15 protein-coding genes are annotated in these 17,060 nt (G+C 58.8%); 5 read left to right on the top strand and 10 right to left on the bottom strand.

What is annotated here, in order from left to right:
* Positions 1 to 466: 466 nt before the first annotated feature.
* Positions 467 to 739, bottom strand: a complete 273-nt coding sequence (locus tag AC6H1L_RS09320; RefSeq protein WP_497601220.1) for a hypothetical protein — start codon at positions 737 to 739, stop codon at positions 467 to 469.
* A 504-nt stretch (positions 740 to 1,243) separates the two neighbouring features.
* On the opposite strand from AC6H1L_RS09320, the gene AC6H1L_RS09325 reads away from it, so the two are divergent.
* Positions 1,244 to 1,375, top strand: coding sequence for a hypothetical protein (locus AC6H1L_RS09325; protein WP_497601221.1), 132 nt, complete (start codon positions 1,244 to 1,246; stop codon positions 1,373 to 1,375).
* Between the two features lie 64 nt (positions 1,376 to 1,439).
* Here AC6H1L_RS09325 and AC6H1L_RS09330 read toward each other — a convergent pair whose 3' ends face one another.
* Positions 1,440 to 4,151, bottom strand: coding sequence for an NB-ARC domain-containing protein (locus tag AC6H1L_RS09330; RefSeq protein ID WP_497601222.1), 2,712 nt, complete (start codon positions 4,149 to 4,151; stop codon positions 1,440 to 1,442).
* 519 nt (positions 4,152 to 4,670) lie between these two features.
* On the opposite strand from AC6H1L_RS09330, the gene AC6H1L_RS09335 reads away from it, so the two are divergent.
* Positions 4,671 to 5,171, top strand: coding sequence for a hypothetical protein (locus tag AC6H1L_RS09335; RefSeq protein ID WP_497601223.1), 501 nt, complete (start codon positions 4,671 to 4,673; stop codon positions 5,169 to 5,171).
* 286 nt (positions 5,172 to 5,457) lie between these two features.
* Here AC6H1L_RS09335 and AC6H1L_RS09340 read toward each other — a convergent pair whose 3' ends face one another.
* Together AC6H1L_RS09340 and AC6H1L_RS09345 are read right to left on the bottom strand one after the other, a co-directional pair.
* The gene (locus tag AC6H1L_RS09340; protein ID WP_497601224.1) at positions 5,458 to 5,943 is read right to left on the bottom strand and encodes an NUDIX hydrolase; all 486 of its coding nucleotides are present in this window, start codon (positions 5,941 to 5,943) and stop codon (positions 5,458 to 5,460) included.
* A 150-nt stretch (positions 5,944 to 6,093) separates the two neighbouring features.
* On the bottom strand, positions 6,094 to 6,693 hold the full coding sequence (locus AC6H1L_RS09345) for a hypothetical protein (RefSeq protein ID WP_497601225.1): 600 nt from the start codon (positions 6,691 to 6,693) through the stop codon (positions 6,094 to 6,096).
* Positions 6,694 to 7,201: 508 nt separating this feature from the next.
* Here AC6H1L_RS09345 and AC6H1L_RS09350 point away from each other — a divergent pair.
* Complete coding sequence (locus tag AC6H1L_RS09350; protein ID WP_497601226.1) at positions 7,202 to 7,888, top strand: sigma-70 RNA polymerase sigma factor region 4 domain-containing protein; 687 nt, start codon at positions 7,202 to 7,204, stop codon at positions 7,886 to 7,888.
* A 239-nt stretch (positions 7,889 to 8,127) separates the two neighbouring features.
* Here AC6H1L_RS09350 and AC6H1L_RS09355 read toward each other — a convergent pair whose 3' ends face one another.
* The 3 genes from AC6H1L_RS09355 to AC6H1L_RS09365 form a co-directional block, all read right to left on the bottom strand.
* Positions 8,128 to 8,325, bottom strand: coding sequence for a hypothetical protein (locus tag AC6H1L_RS09355; protein WP_052890818.1), 198 nt, complete (start codon positions 8,323 to 8,325; stop codon positions 8,128 to 8,130).
* A 403-nt stretch (positions 8,326 to 8,728) separates the two neighbouring features.
* A complete protein-coding gene (locus AC6H1L_RS09360) occupies positions 8,729 to 9,115 on the bottom strand; it encodes a DUF488 domain-containing protein (RefSeq protein ID WP_497601227.1) in 387 nt (128 codons plus the stop codon).
* A 42-nt stretch (positions 9,116 to 9,157) separates the two neighbouring features.
* A complete protein-coding gene (locus AC6H1L_RS09365) occupies positions 9,158 to 10,678 on the bottom strand; it encodes a gluconokinase (protein ID WP_497601228.1) in 1,521 nt (506 codons plus the stop codon).
* Between the two features lie 450 nt (positions 10,679 to 11,128).
* Between AC6H1L_RS09365 and AC6H1L_RS09370 the strand changes: the two genes are divergently transcribed.
* Positions 11,129 to 13,486 carry a xanthine dehydrogenase family protein molybdopterin-binding subunit gene (locus AC6H1L_RS09370; RefSeq protein WP_497601229.1) on the top strand — a complete coding sequence of 786 codons (2,358 nt, stop codon included), beginning with the start codon at positions 11,129 to 11,131 and terminating at the stop codon, positions 13,484 to 13,486.
* A gap of 222 nt (positions 13,487 to 13,708) precedes the next feature.
* Here AC6H1L_RS09370 and AC6H1L_RS09375 read toward each other — a convergent pair whose 3' ends face one another.
* From AC6H1L_RS09375 to AC6H1L_RS09385, 3 genes are all read right to left on the bottom strand, one after another.
* Positions 13,709 to 14,044: a hypothetical protein gene (locus AC6H1L_RS09375; protein WP_497601230.1), complete on the bottom strand. Its 336-nt coding sequence runs from the start codon at positions 14,042 to 14,044 to the stop codon at positions 13,709 to 13,711.
* A gap of 255 nt (positions 14,045 to 14,299) precedes the next feature.
* Positions 14,300 to 14,875: a thiamine pyrophosphate-dependent enzyme gene (locus tag AC6H1L_RS09380; protein WP_497601231.1), complete on the bottom strand. Its 576-nt coding sequence runs from the start codon at positions 14,873 to 14,875 to the stop codon at positions 14,300 to 14,302.
* A gap of 101 nt (positions 14,876 to 14,976) precedes the next feature.
* A complete protein-coding gene (locus AC6H1L_RS09385; RefSeq protein WP_497601232.1) occupies positions 14,977 to 15,498 on the bottom strand; it encodes a thiamine pyrophosphate-binding protein in 522 nt (173 codons plus the stop codon).
* A 480-nt stretch (positions 15,499 to 15,978) separates the two neighbouring features.
* Here AC6H1L_RS09385 and AC6H1L_RS09390 point away from each other — a divergent pair, with 480 nt between their 5' ends.
* On the top strand, positions 15,979 to 16,776 hold the full coding sequence (locus AC6H1L_RS09390; protein WP_497601233.1) for an SDR family NAD(P)-dependent oxidoreductase: 798 nt from the start codon (positions 15,979 to 15,981) through the stop codon (positions 16,774 to 16,776).
* Positions 16,777 to 17,060: the final 284 nt, after the last annotated feature.

Below are 17,060 nucleotides of genomic sequence, written 5' to 3' on the forward strand. Positions count from 1 at the left end.
CTTCACTCTTCGGAGAACCGCCCAGAGCCAGCGCTGTGCTGTACTCTTCTTTCACTTAGCAGCTTTAGAGGCAAGGGACTATGAGGTGGTTCACGGCGGCAATATCTTTCTGTTCACAGCTCATCTACCGGACTGGAGAAAAGCGAGGTAGGTAGATAGAGGCTGACTCCTTTGACGCTCAGTGGTTCTCTTTGTCTGCCATCTCTCTGAGGCAGAATGCTTTGCAAGGGGGAGAGTGGGGTTAAGAAGAGGCCGGTGATCTTACTCGAGACTCCTCGTGATGGACATAGTACTTTCGATGGATTCTTTGGGGGAGATCCTGAAGGTTGGAAAATCTTCGAGTAATCTTCCCGAGTGTGAGAGATGTGCGTATCGGGAAAACGATACGCCAGGTTGCTAGGAAGGACTGAGCGGCCCGGGTCTAGCGGTGGGGAAGACAAGGACCGCTCGTGCTGGTCAGTCAGAGCTAGCCATCCAGGGTGCAGTCTTTGAGCTGCCCCACCCGCTCGGGATGGTTAGCCGGTCCAGACCAGGGTACCTTGAACAAGATCAGCCGATTGCATCGCTGTGGCTCAGTTTGCAGGTCGGTCGTCGGTGGCGCGGCGGCTAGCTCTCCTCGCAGGGGGGCGGTCTCAGTTGGTTCGCCTGGCGGCGGATCAGGCCCAGGTTCAGAGGAAGAAGCTAGCCAGCCGAGCGGCGTCAGCAGGCAGGCCAGGCAACGCTTGGCTTGGGACTGCAACTGACCTTGTCAGGCCATAACTTAACCAGAGGCAGTGCTGTCAGTTAGTCGGTCGGTCGATCGAGTCGCCTGAACCAGTCTTAAGCCAGTGCATCATTGCCACGGAGTAAGCCGAAGGTTAGGTTCACTGACCTGCAGGGGTGAAGATAGCAGCGTACTGCCTGACAGTGTGAGGCGCGGTCTCGGGGCTCAGGTTAGGCTACGCTGTTGGCCAGGGAGCCTGGCAGGTGGGCAAGATAAAGCAGGTGGGCTGATCGCCACGCTGCGAGGAGGGCTAGCCGCGCGCCACCGCCGCCGGCCCGGTCGGGGCCAGTGTGAGTATCTCTTTGCCGTACTGCTACCTACGCCTTGCCTGGCCCTGTCCGCGTATTCGAGTGCGGGCAAAGGCAGGGGTGGTTAGGATCGACAGTAAGGTAGGCCCTAAGACTAGCCCTGCTTTCTTACGAGGGTCGACGGATTAGATCGCTGAAGCTATACTATTTAATCGATTTGGGAGGTTTTACGATGCTGAAGAAGAATCTGCGCTGGATCGTTCCGCTGGTTGTGCTGCTGGCCGTTGTCGCTCTGGCTCTGACATTGACGCCGCTGGCTACACATGCGGCAAATCCGAATGGAATCTATTGGTGGATATCTTAATCCACCCTTTCCTAAAGCAAGGACTTTCACAAAATAGGGGGATCAAAGAGTCCCAAGGCGTTCCTCACTCTTTGGTTTCCCCTATTTTGCTTTTGATACCATTTATCCATTTTATAACTTCTTTCACATTTCTATTACCTATTTCTTCAAGAGAAGTCAAGCTCTTCTTACCTAGATCAAGAGCTAGAAAGAGATCACCTCTCGCAGCTGCTATGCGAGCTAGACCATACTCAGCTAGTGCCAGCAGATCTTTTCCTCCTGGAGGCACCATCCTTAGCATATCTTCAAATGCGATTCTTGAAGAGTCTATATCATTTTGTTCCAAATATAGATTTCCATACTCATACAGTATATTACAAATAAAATAAGGTATACCAAGGTCACGAGAGAGCTCTAATCCTCTATCCAAATACCCCTTTGCCTCTATAAAGAAGCCCTGCTTACGCATTATGGTAGCGAGATTTATTAAGATCACGCAGATCCACTCTTTATGACCTATTTTATCAGCTAATTCAAGAGCCTCATCTAGATAGCTTTTAGCTTGGGAATAATTACCCAGCTCAGTTTCTGCTTCAGCAAGATTAATAAGTAGCAGTCCCATACCTTCCAAGTGGTGAATCTGACGTGCCAAATCTAATCCTTCTTCAGAGTATTTCTTCAAAAGTATATTATCCCCTCTTTCTCCAGCCAAAGCACCTAAATTAATTAAAATTGTACATATTCTCTCGCGATCACCGAGTGCATAAGCCAGCCTCAGACCTTCTTGTAGATAGGCATCGGCCTGAGCATAATATCCCTGGCGAGCAGCTAATCCCCCCAGCGTTTCGAATAGCTCGCAGAGGCGCTCTTTATTACCAATCTGATGCGCCAGGCGCAGGCCTTCCTGCAAATACGCCTCTGCTCGCTCATACTCCCCTCGTTTCCAGGAAACCGTTCCCAAATCTGCCAGCAGCGCACTAATGCGCTCTGGATCTCCCAGCACCCGAGCTAGTTTTAATCCCTCTTGATAGTAATTCTCCGCTCTCTCTGTTTCTCCCTGATGCAGCGCCACCTGTCCCCGATAGAGCAGCACTCCTGTCAGCCCACGCTGATCACCCAGCGCCCGAGCCGCCGCCTGGGCGCGCTGCAGCCACTGCTCAGCCACCCCATACGAGGCCCGCACCAGCAAGAAGGGCGCGAACGTCACCACCCCACGCACCAGCTCCGCCTGGCGCCCCAGCATATAGGCCGCCTCCAGACCCGCCAGAATCACCGCACTCTCCCGCTCCAACAGCTCATAGTCCGTGCGATGCTCCTCAGCATAATCGATGGCATACTCCATCAAGCGCGCGAAAGGGGCCTGCACTACCTCCCGGCCCTGAGCCTCCAAACGCGTCCGCGCATAATCCGCAATCACCTGATGCAACAAATAGCGATCGCCCCCATTGCTCTCCAGCAAGCCCGCATCCACCAGCGCATCCAACTCATCCGTCGAGCAGGCCGCCACTGCCAGCGCTGCCTCCTCCGAAAAACTCGCCGGCTTCGGAGGAAAAACCGAGAGCGCATACAACGCAGCCCGCGCCGTCGCACTCAACTGCTCATCCGAAACCGCAATCACCGACTGCAACGACAGCGCAGGCTCCCCCGGGAGGCTCGAATGCACCTCCACCGGCCCCCGCGACTCCGTCAACCCCAGGCGCACCCGCGCATCACTCAGCCGCTGGAGCGCCGCCCGAATGCGTCGCACCTGCCCCGTATAGCTCTCCTTGCGCAAATAATTCCCCAACAACGTCAACGCCAGCGGCAACCCACCCACCGCACGTACTAAAGCTCGCACCTGCTCCGGCTCCTGCTCTACCGCCACCGGCGCCAACAAGCGCAACAACGTCAAACTATCTTCCTCACCCAACTCCGAGATGGCCGCCGCCCCCTCCACCGCAAACTCTGTCGCCACATGCGCAAAGCGCGTCGTCAACAGATGAGCACACTGAGCCCCTCCCACCTTCAGCGCCAGCGCCTCCTCAATGCGCCAGGCGTCATCGATCACCAGCAGCATCCGCCGCGGCCCAATCGCCGTACGCAAAGCCCTGGCCCAGGCCTCCAGACTCGTCAGCCCGGCCACCTCCGTCGCCGGCAAGCCTAACAATGCCCCCCAACGACTCAACAACCCCGTCATATTCGGGCGCGGCCCCAGGGCCGCCCACAAAATACCATCCTTGAAATACGCCCGCACCTCGGGATCATGCGCCAGCGCCACCGCCAGCGAAGTCTTGCCAACCCCTGGCAAGCCATTCAAGGCACTCAGCGCCACGGCCTCACCAGCAAAGAGACGCCCCTTAATACGCCGTAGCTCAGCATCACGCCCAACCAGACGCACCGGCGGCGGCAGAGGAATCATCGGATCAATAATCGCCTCAGCCGCACGCCCAGTCGCCGTCTCCTCCAGCACAAGCGGACCGGAGCCATGACCGCGCCGCAACTCCCGCTCCCCCTGCTCCTGCTCACCGCCTCCTGCCCCTACCTCTATCCCCTCACCCTCTTGCCCCCGTCGCTCCGGCATCTCAGACACGACGGGCGCAAGATCCAGCTCCTCCTCTGTCAACCCAAACAGCCGACACAACTTGCGCCGAAAATACGGATTAGGCTTCGTCACCCCACGTTCCCAACGGCTCACATTGACATGCGTCGTGCCCAGTCGCTCAGCCACCTCCTGCTGCGACCAGCCACGGCTCATGCGAGCTTCCACAAGACGTACACGGGGCCGCAGTGGCTCTTCGACCGATCGGTTGCTGCTCATGGGCAGGCCTCCCCCGACGCCCAAAAGAAGAGAACCCCTCGAAATGATAAAGATGTCTAGGAAAATGATAACATAAGTACTTTCTGATGTACATGGTCACTCGGCATAATAAAGTAAAGAACACGTAGGGAAACGGTGGACGCCCTTTCAGGGACGGGGCGCCCGCCGCCAGGTGAGGCCAATGCCACCCGCCGCAGGACCACGGCGCGTCTCACCCCAGGGACCCTACCATTGACCTCGCCCCCTGCGTGCTCTTCTTTTCTTTCCTGCCCGTATGCTGGCTTACTTATTAGCTCGATTATAGCGTAGCGCACCAGCTCGCTAGCCGGCCAGCAGAGCTGGAAACGAAACGCATCGCTTTAGCATCATGGCCACCAGCCGTGGCCCAATCAGCGTTCGGTCAGTCACCAGCGCGAGGGATCGCCGTCGCGGCTCCAGCGATGCAACGCCACGACCCACGCGTCGACCGGTCAGGGAGTATCGTCGCCGTATATGAAGCAACAAACAAGGAGAATCGCCATGCAAATGATCGCCTGCCGAGAAGAAGCCCGCGTCGCACGCAAACTTGTCCACGATCGCGAGCACATTACACATTATACGCTGCATGGCGTGCTCCCAGAAGGGTATGTACTGGCCCTCAATACGACCTTCGGCACCCTCTCCTGTCTTACTTATCTCGACAAGCAACCAGCGCTGGTGCTCCAGCAGCAGTTTACGAACAACGAGATGAACGTCCTTCGCCCCCTGCTGGACTCCTATCCCTACTACTGTCCTTACGAGGTGCTCTTCGCCCACTTCTACCACGGAGAAGTCACCGAGCGCACCATCGAGCGCTGCCGCACCAGCCTGCTCAAAGCTCTCGAAGACGGCACCTGGGAGCAGGCCACGCGCCCTATCCGCAATGTGCTTTCGCGTGTGCGGATCAAGCTGCGCATCTTCGGCATTAACATCGTCTCTATCCTGGAGACTGGCTATATTCTCAAAGCGGCCCCGGCACCGGCTTCAAGTACGGTTGCCTGAAAGCCAGCCAGAGGCCAGAGCCGCTGGTCCGCGGGGAGAGAAGAGGACGGCAGGCAGCACTGCGCCGCCACCCTCTTAGCTAGCAGATACTTCTCCCTTCTCCCCCGACGACCCGAGGCAGAAGGCTGCTCACCTCGCGTTCGGCCCCCCGCCGAACCGATGGGGAAGGTGAGCAGCCTTCTGTTCGTCTTGCCCCTCAGCTTCCACCTCCACGGGCCGCAGGCCGCACTTGCCTCCAGGCTGGGCCAACCCGGCCCAGGCCTGCCGCCCCTTGCTAACTAGCTAGCTAAACACGCACGTATGACCACCCCTGGGGCTGACCTTGGCGATAAGGCATACAGCCGTGAAAAGGGCGCGGATCATCGTCGAAGACGAGTGGCAGAAAGTAGCGATCACCAGGCCAGAGCGGCAGCCTCTCTAGCTCGGCCAACGGGACCCACACCAGCGTCCCTTCATGGTTGCCAGCATGCGGTTCCCCAGACCAGCGCTCAACGCGGAAAATAAAGCCAAACCAATCCTCACCATTCTTCCCAAAGCCCGGCCAGGAAATGGTCCCCCGCAAGACCAGCTCCTCCGCCTCTAGACCAGACTCCTCGCGGATCTCCCGCCGCATACCAGTAACTACATCTTCATGCGGCTCCAGCCGCCCGCCAAGGCCATTGTACTTGCCAAAGTGGAGATCATCAGGACGCTTGTTGCGCTGGATCATCAGCACCCGCTGGCGATCCGGCGATAGAATATAGCCGAGCGTTGCTAAAACCGGTCGAAACAAGACCTGCTGGCTCCTTTCCCTGCTAGAATCCGGGTTAGCGCACTACTAACCAACCAGCTAGCCCAGTCAGCCCAGTCAGCAAGCTTCACGCAGGCTATTCCCCCGACCGGACCGGTACAGCCTGGACATCACCAGCGGCGCTATCCCGGCTTAGATTCTATCAAGTGAGGCAATCTTCCAGCTCCCCCCCAGGTCCTTGAATACTAAATGCGAGTGATAGGCCGCTAGATTGCTGCGCGAAATCGTCATGATGATGACCATCGGGCTGTTGGCATCGACTTCAGCGGAAAAAGCCGTGACCTTGCCCATCGTCTCGTCAAGAGAGCGAGCCGTCTGGACAAAAAGATCGCGGGTCAAAGGCCGAGGACGATCCCCCGTGGGATTAATGGTCACATCATTCGCCAGATAACCATAAGCCCGGGTATAGTTTTGAGCCTGAACAGCGCTATAGAAGCTCAGCGCCACCCCAATAATCGCAGCCTGCGCCGGCCTGGTCGGCACCACCGTAACCGTCGGCGAGGCCAGAGGAGCAGAAACAGGGGCCGCAGTCGCTGTGGCCGTCTCTCCTCCCGCGGGCGCCGAGGCCACAACCTTTGGCCTCACCCCCGAACCCGCCGGAGCATTTCCTCCCCCAGATCCCCGCTCAGCCGACAGCCCTGTACCACCACAACCACTTAATAAGAGGACAAGAGCCACCACTCCATAAAGTAGGAAAAGATAGACGCTCCACCGTCGCATCACTCTTTCCATCCATTCATCCATCCTTCCTTCCTTAGACTCAGATAGCCTCGACGCTCCCTGGCCCTGGCCTTGAGAGCGTCTCTCACTTCCAACCTAATACAATTTTCTCACAAAATACTGCTAAAGTACAATATCTTCGCCAGATTCGCTCTCTCAGGAGAGGCAATGAGGGCAAAAGTAGCATTTGGAGTGACAGACTCGTGCTTGACAAGCTCTTGCGCATTCAGTTATTCTCGAAGAAAGCTCTGTTTCTGACTGGCAGAAGAAGAGAAGAGCCGGGTCGGAATCGGCATCTCATATCATCTTTCTCCAAACCTGGGGTGAGCGCCATTATGCCCGCAACTCATAAGTCGTCGTCCCCGAATGGGTCTTCTACAGCCATAGATCTATAGATAAACATCTTTGTATTGTTGTTGTATGCCCAGGTCCTCATACTCAACAGGCCAGGCAGGGACGGCTGGCTGCGGAAGCGTATTGCACTGGAGGGCCGCTGAGCGAGAACAGCGGGGACAGCAAAATGGAAGAACTACTCAGTGAACTCAACCTGACAGTACTGGCCAGCTACTGCACCCTCGAACTGCAGCGCGCGCGCCGGCACGAGTCAGCAGACGCCGGCTACTGTCTGGAGCTATTTCGCCGCGCCATTGAGCAACAAACTGATCAGGCCTGGACGCTCCTACAGCAATGCCTGAGCGAGACCGTTCGCCTCTGGCTGCGCACTCATCCTGGCACCAGCCAGGCCCTCCAACATGATTCAGAAGAAAACTACATTGCTCTAACCTTCAGCCGCTTCTGGCAGGCAGTCCAGGAACATCCCCCCGAATTCCCAAGCCTGAAAGCCGTACTAAGCTATCTGCACGCCACCCTGAACGGCGTCATCATAGACGTACTGCGCAGCTATCAACGTCGCCAGGAGATTACCCTCCCCCAACCGGAGACTTCTCTGCTCCACACTGGAGAGGAGGCCTTTGACGACGAGGAAACTAACTATACCTGGGAATCGATCTTGAGTCTGCTGCCCCATGAGCGCGAACGGCGCCTTGCTTACTTGCTGTACTATTGTGGCCTTAAGCCCCGCGAGATCGTGCTGCGCTGCGCCGACGAGTTCAACGATATCAAGGAAATCTACCGCCTCAACCATAACTTGATTGACCGCCTGCGCCGTAATCGCGAGCGCCTCCGCTGGCTACTGAGCATTGACTAGCCAGCGTTCGTGCTCGCTCAGCACCACCGTCTACTTAGTCCGCACGCTATACGTCGTTGACTGCCCACTAGCGCCTCGGTGCTCCATAGACGCCATCGAAAAGAAGAGACGCGCAAGACTGGGCGCTCAGTCTTGCGCGTCGGCTGTGTGGCCAGAAGTGGGTGTGGTGTGGCGCCTGTGATAGGTGAGAGATGGGCCTTTTCCGCCCTTACACTACGGCCAGGTAGACTATCTACTACTCACTCATCATCCAGCAGGCTCTGCATGATCAGGCCATTCATGTCGGAAGAAAATACGTGCTGACCTCCCATGCAATAATAGAGTACGTTCCCACGCTCATCAGTGACCGGAATCGACTCGGTCTCTGGATCAACTAGAATAATGCCTTCTTCATGATCCTCTGAGCAGTGGAGGTACTTGAATTGCTGGATCTTCATATTTTTCTCCCTTTCGTTCTGTAGCTTCACCAGTGCATCAACCACATTCTCTCTGGCGCCACTCGTGAGTCTACCGAGAGAATTTCCAGAATCCAACATTTGACCGGTCAGAGGGAGAACAGTACTACTCCCCTTTGAGAAGGACGCTGCTACCAGCGAACTGATAGGAGACCGACGGAGGAAAGGGTAGCGCCGCCCGCATGAGAGGATGCGCAAGAGGCAGGGCCTTGGCAGAGTGACCGAGATAGCGGGAAGAAAGCGATCGCGGAGAGCCGCAATGAGCCGGGCCGGCGGCAGACGGGCCAGGCCAGCAGGAAGACAGAGCAGTCTAGCGCTCGGGCCGAGAAAGATCAGGCCTCAGAGGATCAGACCGGCGCGGCCCTGGTCCGTCCTCTTCCCACGTCTAGCCCTCAGCAGACGCGTCGCGCTCCAGGATATCGCGTAAGACAACCGCATTATTATGCTCGCTATCGCGCGCCGAGTAGACCAGGGTGAGCGGTCCCTGCTGGGCCAGCTCCCGGAGGCGGGTCAGAGCTGCCCGAGCTGCTGCTTGACCGCGCAGTTCCTGCTCATAGCGCCGGCGAAATTCGGCGAATTTTTGGGGATCATGGGCGAACCAGCGGCGCAGCGCATCGCTGGGAGCAACATCTTTGAGCCAGAGATCGATATGCGCCCGCTCGCGAGAGAGGCCGCGTGGCCAGAGTCGCTCGACCAGTACCCGCGTGCCATCGCTTTCCGCAGGCTCTTCATAGACACGCTTGAGCCGAATGATCAGGTTTTCCTGCGACATCGCCGCCTTCTCCTTTCAAAGCTCCACTGCCCTAGCGACGGCCTATGCGCTGTCGCTCTCGGTCAGGAGCAGCTCATAAAGCTGCTGCTGGCGAGCAATGGCCTGACGATAGCGCTCACCGCGCGCGCGGTCGGGCAGGACGGGCGCGGCCAGGGGCGGAGAGATCTGAGCCACATCGGGCAGCAGTCCCAGCGATTCCAGGGCCAGCAAAGCTACTCCTCGTACGGCAGCCTCGCGCACGCGCAGTGGATAGAGTGGCTCACCCAGGACATCAGCAATAATCTGCTGCAGCGTTGGAGAGCGCAGCAACGCGCCTCCACTGCCGATAATTTGTGTTCCTCCCTCGCGTAACTGCGGTTGGGTATTGAGGCGCTCGTAGACAATGGCCAGGCGATAGGCCAGGGCCTCCATGACGGCCCGCAGCACATCGATAGGACGCAGCTTCAGATGCAGACCGGAGATAGTCATGCGCGCTTCGGCATGCCAGCCAGGGCTGCGCTCGCCCGCCAGAAACGGCAGGATCGTCAGACCGTGACTATCAGGCGGCACAGCCGAGACCAACGGCTCTACTTCGTCCAGCGGGGGGAGACGTAGCAGCTCTGTCAGCCAGGAGAGCAGATTGCCCCCTTCGCTCAATGCGCCCCCCAGCAAAGCCCGACGGGCATCGAGCAGGTAGAGCCAGAGGCCCGGCGGCGGTTCTATGTTCCCCGCCGGTACCGTTACCCGCAGCGCGCTGGAGGTACCAATGGTCAGCGCATAGCGCGCACTCACCACACAGCCTGAACCGACGTTCGCCGCGGCTCCATCTCCAACGGCGGGGAACCAGAGCACGTCTTTCAGCAATGGCCAACGCTGGGCATACATAGGACGCAATCCCTGCAGGGCGTCACGCAAGTCACCAAGTGGGGGGAACTGCTCGGGGCGAACGGCCAGGGCCTCTAGCAGCTCTTCGTCCCAGTTTAGGCTACGGAGATTCAGCAGGCCTGTGCCCGAGGCCATTGAGAGACTACAGACCGCCCGTCCGAGTAGACGCCTGTGCAGGAACTCGCCGAACGAAAGCCACTGCACACTCTGCTTGAGGAGCGCCGGCTGTACCTGCGCCAGCCAGCGCAACCGCGCTGGCCAGTAGCTGTTCTGCAATGGCGCCCCCGTACGGCGATGAATAGCTCGCTCGTCAAGGGCGGCTCGCAGCTCACGCGCTGCGGCATGAGCGCGCGTATCTTCCCAGGTGATCAGCGGCAGGAGAGCCTGCCCCTGGGCATCGACTGCAATCAAGCTGTGCCAGAAGGTGTCGGTCGCTACAGCGGTGATGGTGTGGGCAATGGCGCCCGCCGCCTCTAACACACCATCGATTGTTCTCGCCACCAGCTCAACCAGTCTGTCGCCGTCGATGCTGGCTTCTCCCTCGGCTGAGGTGCTGAGCTGATAACGATGCTGCGTGAGTGTTCCTGGTACGGCTTCGCCTCGCGCATCAATCAGCATGGCTCGCACAGAAGAGGTTCCTACATCGATGGCCAGTACTGTTGGCTCGGCCAGGCTATCTCTCGATCCGGCACCTTTCACGCTTCCTATGCTCCTTCTTTCTTTTCTGGCTTATCTTCAACGTGATAGGGAAAAGTGTGAGTGAGTTAGTCAGTCAGTGAGTGAGCAAGCAGGTTTTGCGGCAGTCCTCAGCCGCACACCGCAGGCCGGTCACGGGCGGGACGGCAGCCGCCTTGCCCTTCCCCCTGGCGGCACAGCGGCAAGACGTCCCCTATGTTGACACGTGGCAAGGACGGGGAGATCAGTCAGTTTTCCTGTTCTTCCCGTGTATCAGTTCGATCATATCATACGTTTCAAGATGCCCCCGCCTGGCCCTTATCAGCCAGCGCTTCCGTATCAGCCAATAGAGCGAGGAGGCAAGCAGCTCCGCGGCTGCCAGGAAAAGGGCAGATCGATGTCTTATAATAGACTACAGCCCCTGGATGGATTCCACCTCTGGCCAGAGAAACATCACGCAGAAGGATTGTTTGCATGAGCACGACCATGAAGCAGCCGGCAGAAATCCGACGCCGCGTAGAGGACTACGACCTGATTACCGGGCGCGCGCGCTTTGTGGATGACATCAGGCTGAACGGACGCCCGCCCATACTGCACGCGGTTTTCGTGCGCAGTCCCTACGCGCACGCCACCATCGAGGGTATCCGTCTTGACGAAGCGCGCAGCCTGCCGGGCGTGGTAGCCGCTTTCAGCGCTGCTGATCTGGCGGAGCTACCGCCCATCTTTGCCGTGCCCGTGCCCGGGGTCAAGCGCCCGGAGAAACGGCCTCTGGCCCGGGAGCGAGTGCGCTACGTTGGCGAGCCAGTAGCGGTTATTGTCGCTGAGAGCCTGGCCGTTGCCATCGATGCCCTTGACCTGGTCGAGGTCGACTACGAGCCACTGCCGGCGGTCAGCGACCCCGAGGCCGCGCTGGCTCCCGATGCTCCGCTGCTGTATCCCGAGTTTGGCAGTAACGTGGCTTTCGAGATGCCGCTGAAGGCCGGTAATGTTGAGGAGGCTTTTGAGCGCGCCAGCCATGTCATACGTCTGCGCCTGGAGAATCAGCGCCTTGCCCCCTCTTCGCTTGAGAATCGCGCCTGTCTCTTCGATTATGATCCCGAGACAGGCCAGCTTAGCGCCTGGCTTTCGTCACAGGCCGTCTATCAGGCTCATCAGGTCCTGGCGGAGGCCCTGGGTCTAGATCAGCGCCGTGTGCATGTCTACAACGCCATGAGCGGCGGCGGCTTCGGCGCCAAGACACGCCTCGGCGGTGAAGAGCTGGTCTGTGCCGCCCTCGCCTATCGCCTGGGCCGTCCGGTGAAATGGATCGAGACGCGACGCGAGAATCTCCAGGCCCAGACGCATGGGCGCGGTCAGATCAACTACGTGGAAGCTGCCTATCAAGATGATGGGCGTCTGCTGGCCCTACGTCTGCGCAACATCGCTGATCTGGGAGCCTTTCTCCTGGGCATCACGGCCCTCGTTCCCATCCGTACGCCGCGTCTGGTCTGCGGCGCTTATCAGGTCGAGGCCGTTGAGAGCACGGTCATCGGCGTCTTCACCAACAAGGTTCCGACGATGGCCTACCGTGGCGCAGGCCGTCCCGAGGCGACCTATATCATTGAGCGCGTCATTGACCGCATCGCCGCCGAGCTGGGCCTTGATCCTGTCGAGGTACGGCGGCGCAACATGATCCCGCCCGAATCCTTCCCCTACGAGACCGTCACTGGTCAGCGCTACGATAGCGGTAACTATCAGGCCGCCTTCGCCCGCCTGCTGGAACTGGCCGACTACGAGGGCTGGCGGGCCCGCCAGCGCGAGCGCCGGGCTTCTGGCGATCCGCGCCTGCTTGGCATCGGACTGGCAACCTTTACGGAGATCTCTGGCGATGAGGGAGCCCAGCCACGTGAGGCGGCGACGGTACGTATCCGCCGCGACGGCACCGTAGTAGTCGAAAGCGGCGTTTCTTCGACCGGTCAGGGCCATGTGACAGCTTTCACGCAAATCGCGGCTGAGGTCTTGCAGGTTCCTCCCGAGCACGTCGAAGTTCATTTGAACGATAGCCATCTGCCCGCTTTTAGCATCGGTACCTTTGCCAGTCGCGTAACCCAGATGGGCGGCTCGGTTGTGTTACTGGCTGCCCAGGCGGTGCGCGAGAAGGTCCTGCGTCTGGCGGCGCATGCTCTGGAAGCCGCCCCTGATGATCTGGTCTTGCAGCATGGGCGCGTCTTGGTCCAGGGAGCGCCAACGCGCTCGGTGACTCTTGGGGAATTGGCTCGCCTGGCCGAGGAAGAGCCTTCTCTGCTGGAGCCAGAACCCCCTGACCCGCTTAGCGGTCAGCCGATCGTCGGGCTGGCTGCGCGCCGTGATTTCGCTTCAGGCCCCACCTTCTCCTTTGGCGCACATATGGCCGTCGTTGAGGTCGACAGCGAGACCGGCGAGGTACACCCCTTGAGCTACGTGGCTGTCGACGATGCCGGTCGCATCCTTAATCATACGTTGGCCGAGGGCCAGCTCCACGGCGGTCTGGCTCAGGGAATCGGTCAGGCCCTCTATGAGCAGGTGCTCTACGATGAGCATGGCCAGCTCATCAGTGGCACCCTGCAGGACTATGCCCTGCCGCTGGCGACAATGGTGCCTCCTTTTACCAGCGATTTTGTGGAGTCGCCTTCTCCTAATAATCCACTGGGGGCAAAGGGAATTGGCGAATCAGGCACGATCGGCGCCCCACCGGCTATTGTCAACGCGGTTCTCGATGCTCTGGCTCCCTTCGGCATCAAGGAGATCGATATGCCGCTGACTCCAGAAAAGATCTGGCGCGCTCTGCAGGCGGCAGGCTCCTCCCGCAGTTGAGCGAGCAGGCTGCCGCTCCCAGCCCGCCTACACCTCGCTCTCTGCTTGAATTGAAGGGGAAAGAGTGCGGGTGAGCGGGCAGAAGCACGAGCAGGAGAGGTGAGACGGGTGCTCAGTGACTCTGGCGGTCGCTGCCCGAGAGCTTGCCTCTCTTGCTCTGGGCAGTTCGACTAGTCTAGCCCCTCCGTTCCGCTACTTTAGCCTATCTGCTCCAGCCAGCTTTTAACTTTGGAGAGACTGCGGTGACGACGCCGGCGTCTCCGGTCCCACAAGGCTGTAGGCCAGTAGGCCGATCAGAGTGAAGAAGAAGATAGCGGCGAACCATCCCCAGCGGCCAAGTCGCGCCGTCAGGATCAGCGCGCCAATCCACGCGATCAGGAAGAGAATGGCTCCCGCGATCAGAAGGATCAGCGCGAGGGTGCCCAGCGGCAAGAATCCTCCTCCACTTGCCTGCGGGTTGGCAAGTACGACAAAGAGCGACACCAGCAACAGCAGCACTCCGATAATTAGCAGTGCCAAACTGGTCAAGCAGAGAGTACGGAGAGTTGATTTTTTCATCTTTGCTCCCGGCGTTCAGTTGATGATGGTTCTCAGATTAGTCCTTCAAAGAGAAGTATGTCTATCTTCCTATTTATGGGAGACGATCAAGATGGCTGGTAGATAACAGCATCCGCCGTTATCTTGCATGGCTTCTTTTGAGAAAAGAGATAGAGACAGAGAAGCCAGACGGCAGGTGTGCGAGCTGGATTTTAGTTATCAGCCGTCTGGCAGACAACAACAGGCTATAGGAGCTGTTTCTGATGGAGAAAAGGATCAGGAAGGACGGGGGAGCGCGTCGAGATAGCGTTTGAATTGAAAACGGTTCTCCAGCAGGTCTAGATCGAGCCGATACGAAGCCGGGCCACTCGCCTCGACCCTGGCCACCAGAGTCGTCATCACCTGGCGCGTTAGAGCCTGGGTGACTGCTTCCCGAAACTGGGCCAGGGTCTCCGCTTCCATCACCAGCGGTATGCCAGCCCCTCGCGCCATTGCTGCCAGGTCGGTGCCGCTGGCGGTCGCTGTCGGAAAGCCTCCTACCGAAACCAGGCTGCCATTGTCAAAGACAATGTGGAGTAAATTGGACGGCCGATAACGGGCCAGGGTCGTGAGTGTGCCAAGATTCATCAGCAGGGAGCCATCGCCATCAAGGACAATCACTTGCTGCTCCGGCAGCGAGAGGGCCAGGCCCAGGCCCAATGACGAGGCCAATCCCATCGAATGCTCCAGATAGAAAAAGTTGGGGCGGTGACCAAGCGCGTACAGTTCAGCAGCAACTGCCCCCATAATGGTGACGACAATGCGCCGTTCTAGCTCGGGATAAACCTCACGCAGGGCATCCGCGCGTAACATGCCTTTCGCTCCTCTTGACATGCATATTCATAGGCTTTGCTTCCGACTGCCTGGCAAGAAACTGGCTCTTGATGCAGGTCTGGTTGAAGGAGATGATGACCTTAGCCCTCCTCATCTTCCCAGAGCACTTCACGGGTCAGCAGGATAGCCACCGGATGCAGGGCCGAGAGGGCTAACGCTTGGGCTTCCTTGAGACGCCGGATCTCATCATCTTCCCGACGCAAGCAGTAGTAGGGGATCGTGAGCGCGCGCAGCACTGGCTCTGTGAGCAGCCCACCCTGCGTCTGCCAGGGGTCCTTTTCACCCCAGTGGCCACGATAGCTGATCAGCAGGAGGACAGGGATCTTGTAGAGCATGGCCAGCGAGACGAGAGGATTGATGGCAGCCAGAAAGCCGTGATTCTGCATGATGTGCACCGAGGGCACGCCCGCCAGGTAGGCCCCTGCCGCAATGCCGATCGCTTCCTCCTCTCTGGCCACTTGCACAAGGCGCATCTCTTGGTCGGCTTCAATCAAATGGAGTAAGGGCACAAGCCAGGTCTCAGGTAAGGCAGAAACCAGCTTAATATCACAAGCCTTGAGGGCCTCATAGATGCGGCGCGCGCCAGTCAGGGAAACTGGCATCGTTGCTTTCCTCCTCTCTGACAGTGATCGCCGACAAGACAAGACCATTGCTGGCATGCATGAATTTCTTTGAGAGGCACGTGCCTGGTGCTCCGGCTTCCTTTGTGGCTAGTATAAAACATCGGCGCAGAGCAGGCCAAGCGGCACAGGGTTACAGGGCCGCCAGACGCCGACTGGAAAAGCAGCGGCCCCTGTGGCATACTCCAAAGAAGGAGCAACCGCGAGCATCCATCGCCAGCGAGGAGGCAGCAAGCGATCGCGACCTCTTCTCCCCTAGCCCAGACGGGCGGTCTGCAAGGCCCGCGGCGCAGTGCAGGTGGCTTCCCATCCCTTCCTTCTCTGTGCCTGTACGCTTCCTCGGCTTGACTGCCCTAACGGAGCGGACAAACGGGCTGGCTTGGGTCAGCTCAGGCGATTGTCTCTTCAGAGGCATATCCCAGCGATTGCGCATTTCATTGGACAGGAGAGGATCAGCCAACGATGACTGAGTTACTACAACAGCATCCACTGGCCGGCAAGCGAGCCGTGGTCACAGGAGCCAGCAAAGGCATTGGCCGCGCCATTGCTCTGGCGCTTGCTGAGGCCGGCGCCGATGTAGGCATTTGTGCCCGGAGCACCAGCGAGCTGGAAGCGCTGGCGGCTGAGATTGAAGCTAAAGGCCGGCGCTGTGTTTTCACCACCTGCGATGTGACCGATCCCGCTCAGGTCGAGCGCATGGCCAACGAATTGCGCAGCGGCCTGGGAGGCATTCACATTCTTGTCAACAATGCAGGCATCGCCGGCAGCCATAAATTCCTGAATCACCCCGATGAACTCTGGCATCGGCTGCTAGCTGTTAACCTGACAGGCGTCTACTATGTCTGCAAGGCCTTCGTGCCAACGCTTGTCGAGCAGCGCTACGGGCGGATTATCAATATCGCCTCGATTGCCTCGCGCGTCGGTGGGCGCTACATCGCTGCCTACACGGCCTCTAAGCATGGGGTTCTTGGTTTGACCCGCGCCCTGGCTGTCGAGTTGCTCCCCTACAACATCACCGTTAACGCTATTTGTCCCAGCTACGTCAATACACCAATGACAGACGCCAGTGTCAGCAACATTATGGCGCATACCGGCATGAGCGAGGAGCAAGCTCGTCAGGCTCTGGCGCGCAGCAGCCCGCAAAATCGTCTTATCGAGCCAGAAGAGGTAGCAGCGATAGCCGTCTTCCTGGCACTGGACAGCAGCAAGGGCATTAACGGCCAGGCTATTAACATCGACGGCGGTGGCGTCATGTCTTAAACCCTCAGCAGCGTCACCAGCAGGCAGGCGCCTTTGCCGATGATGGCGCCTGCCCACCGACCTGGCGTGCGCATCTGCCGCTTGCCGGCGGCTCTGCCCGCTTTCCGTTGCCCGACCCGCTTCTGCACCTCAGCCTGTCGAGCGCTCGCTGAGGCCTCTATGCCGGGGTTCTCCGCAGCATAGCATACCGTCTATGCTTCCCCTGATCATCGCAGCAGTGCCGGCCTACCTGCCAGCAAGGTTGACGCTGCTCGTCTCGGTCTGCTATCCTGAAAGAAGCAGCG

This window comes from Thermogemmatispora argillosa, assembly GCF_059696725.1.

What these genes read in the sequence shown, in the direction of transcription:
- AC6H1L_RS09325 (WP_497601221.1), top strand. Translation starts at nt 1,244, where the DNA reads ATGCTGAAGAAGAATCTGCGCTGGATCGTTCCGCTGGTTGTGCTGCTG.
- AC6H1L_RS09330 (WP_497601222.1), bottom strand. Translation starts at nt 4,151, where the DNA reads ATGAGCAGCAACCGATCGGTCGAAGAGCCACTGCGGCCCCGTGTACGT.
- AC6H1L_RS09335 (WP_497601223.1), top strand. Translation starts at nt 4,671, where the DNA reads ATGCAAATGATCGCCTGCCGAGAAGAAGCCCGCGTCGCACGCAAACTT.
- AC6H1L_RS09345 (WP_497601225.1), bottom strand. Translation starts at nt 6,693, where the DNA reads ATGGAAAGAGTGATGCGACGGTGGAGCGTCTATCTTTTCCTACTTTAT.
- AC6H1L_RS09350 (WP_497601226.1), top strand. Translation starts at nt 7,202, where the DNA reads ATGGAAGAACTACTCAGTGAACTCAACCTGACAGTACTGGCCAGCTAC.
- AC6H1L_RS09355 (WP_052890818.1), bottom strand. Translation starts at nt 8,325, where the DNA reads ATGAAGATCCAGCAATTCAAGTACCTCCACTGCTCAGAGGATCATGAA.
- AC6H1L_RS09360 (WP_497601227.1), bottom strand. Translation starts at nt 9,115, where the DNA reads ATGTCGCAGGAAAACCTGATCATTCGGCTCAAGCGTGTCTATGAAGAG.
- AC6H1L_RS09370 (WP_497601229.1), top strand. Translation starts at nt 11,129, where the DNA reads ATGAGCACGACCATGAAGCAGCCGGCAGAAATCCGACGCCGCGTAGAG.
- AC6H1L_RS09375 (WP_497601230.1), bottom strand. Translation starts at nt 14,044, where the DNA reads ATGAAAAAATCAACTCTCCGTACTCTCTGCTTGACCAGTTTGGCACTG.
- AC6H1L_RS09380 (WP_497601231.1), bottom strand. Translation starts at nt 14,875, where the DNA reads ATGTTACGCGCGGATGCCCTGCGTGAGGTTTATCCCGAGCTAGAACGG.
- AC6H1L_RS09385 (WP_497601232.1), bottom strand. Translation starts at nt 15,498, where the DNA reads ATGCCAGTTTCCCTGACTGGCGCGCGCCGCATCTATGAGGCCCTCAAG.
- AC6H1L_RS09390 (WP_497601233.1), top strand. Translation starts at nt 15,979, where the DNA reads ATGACTGAGTTACTACAACAGCATCCACTGGCCGGCAAGCGAGCCGTG.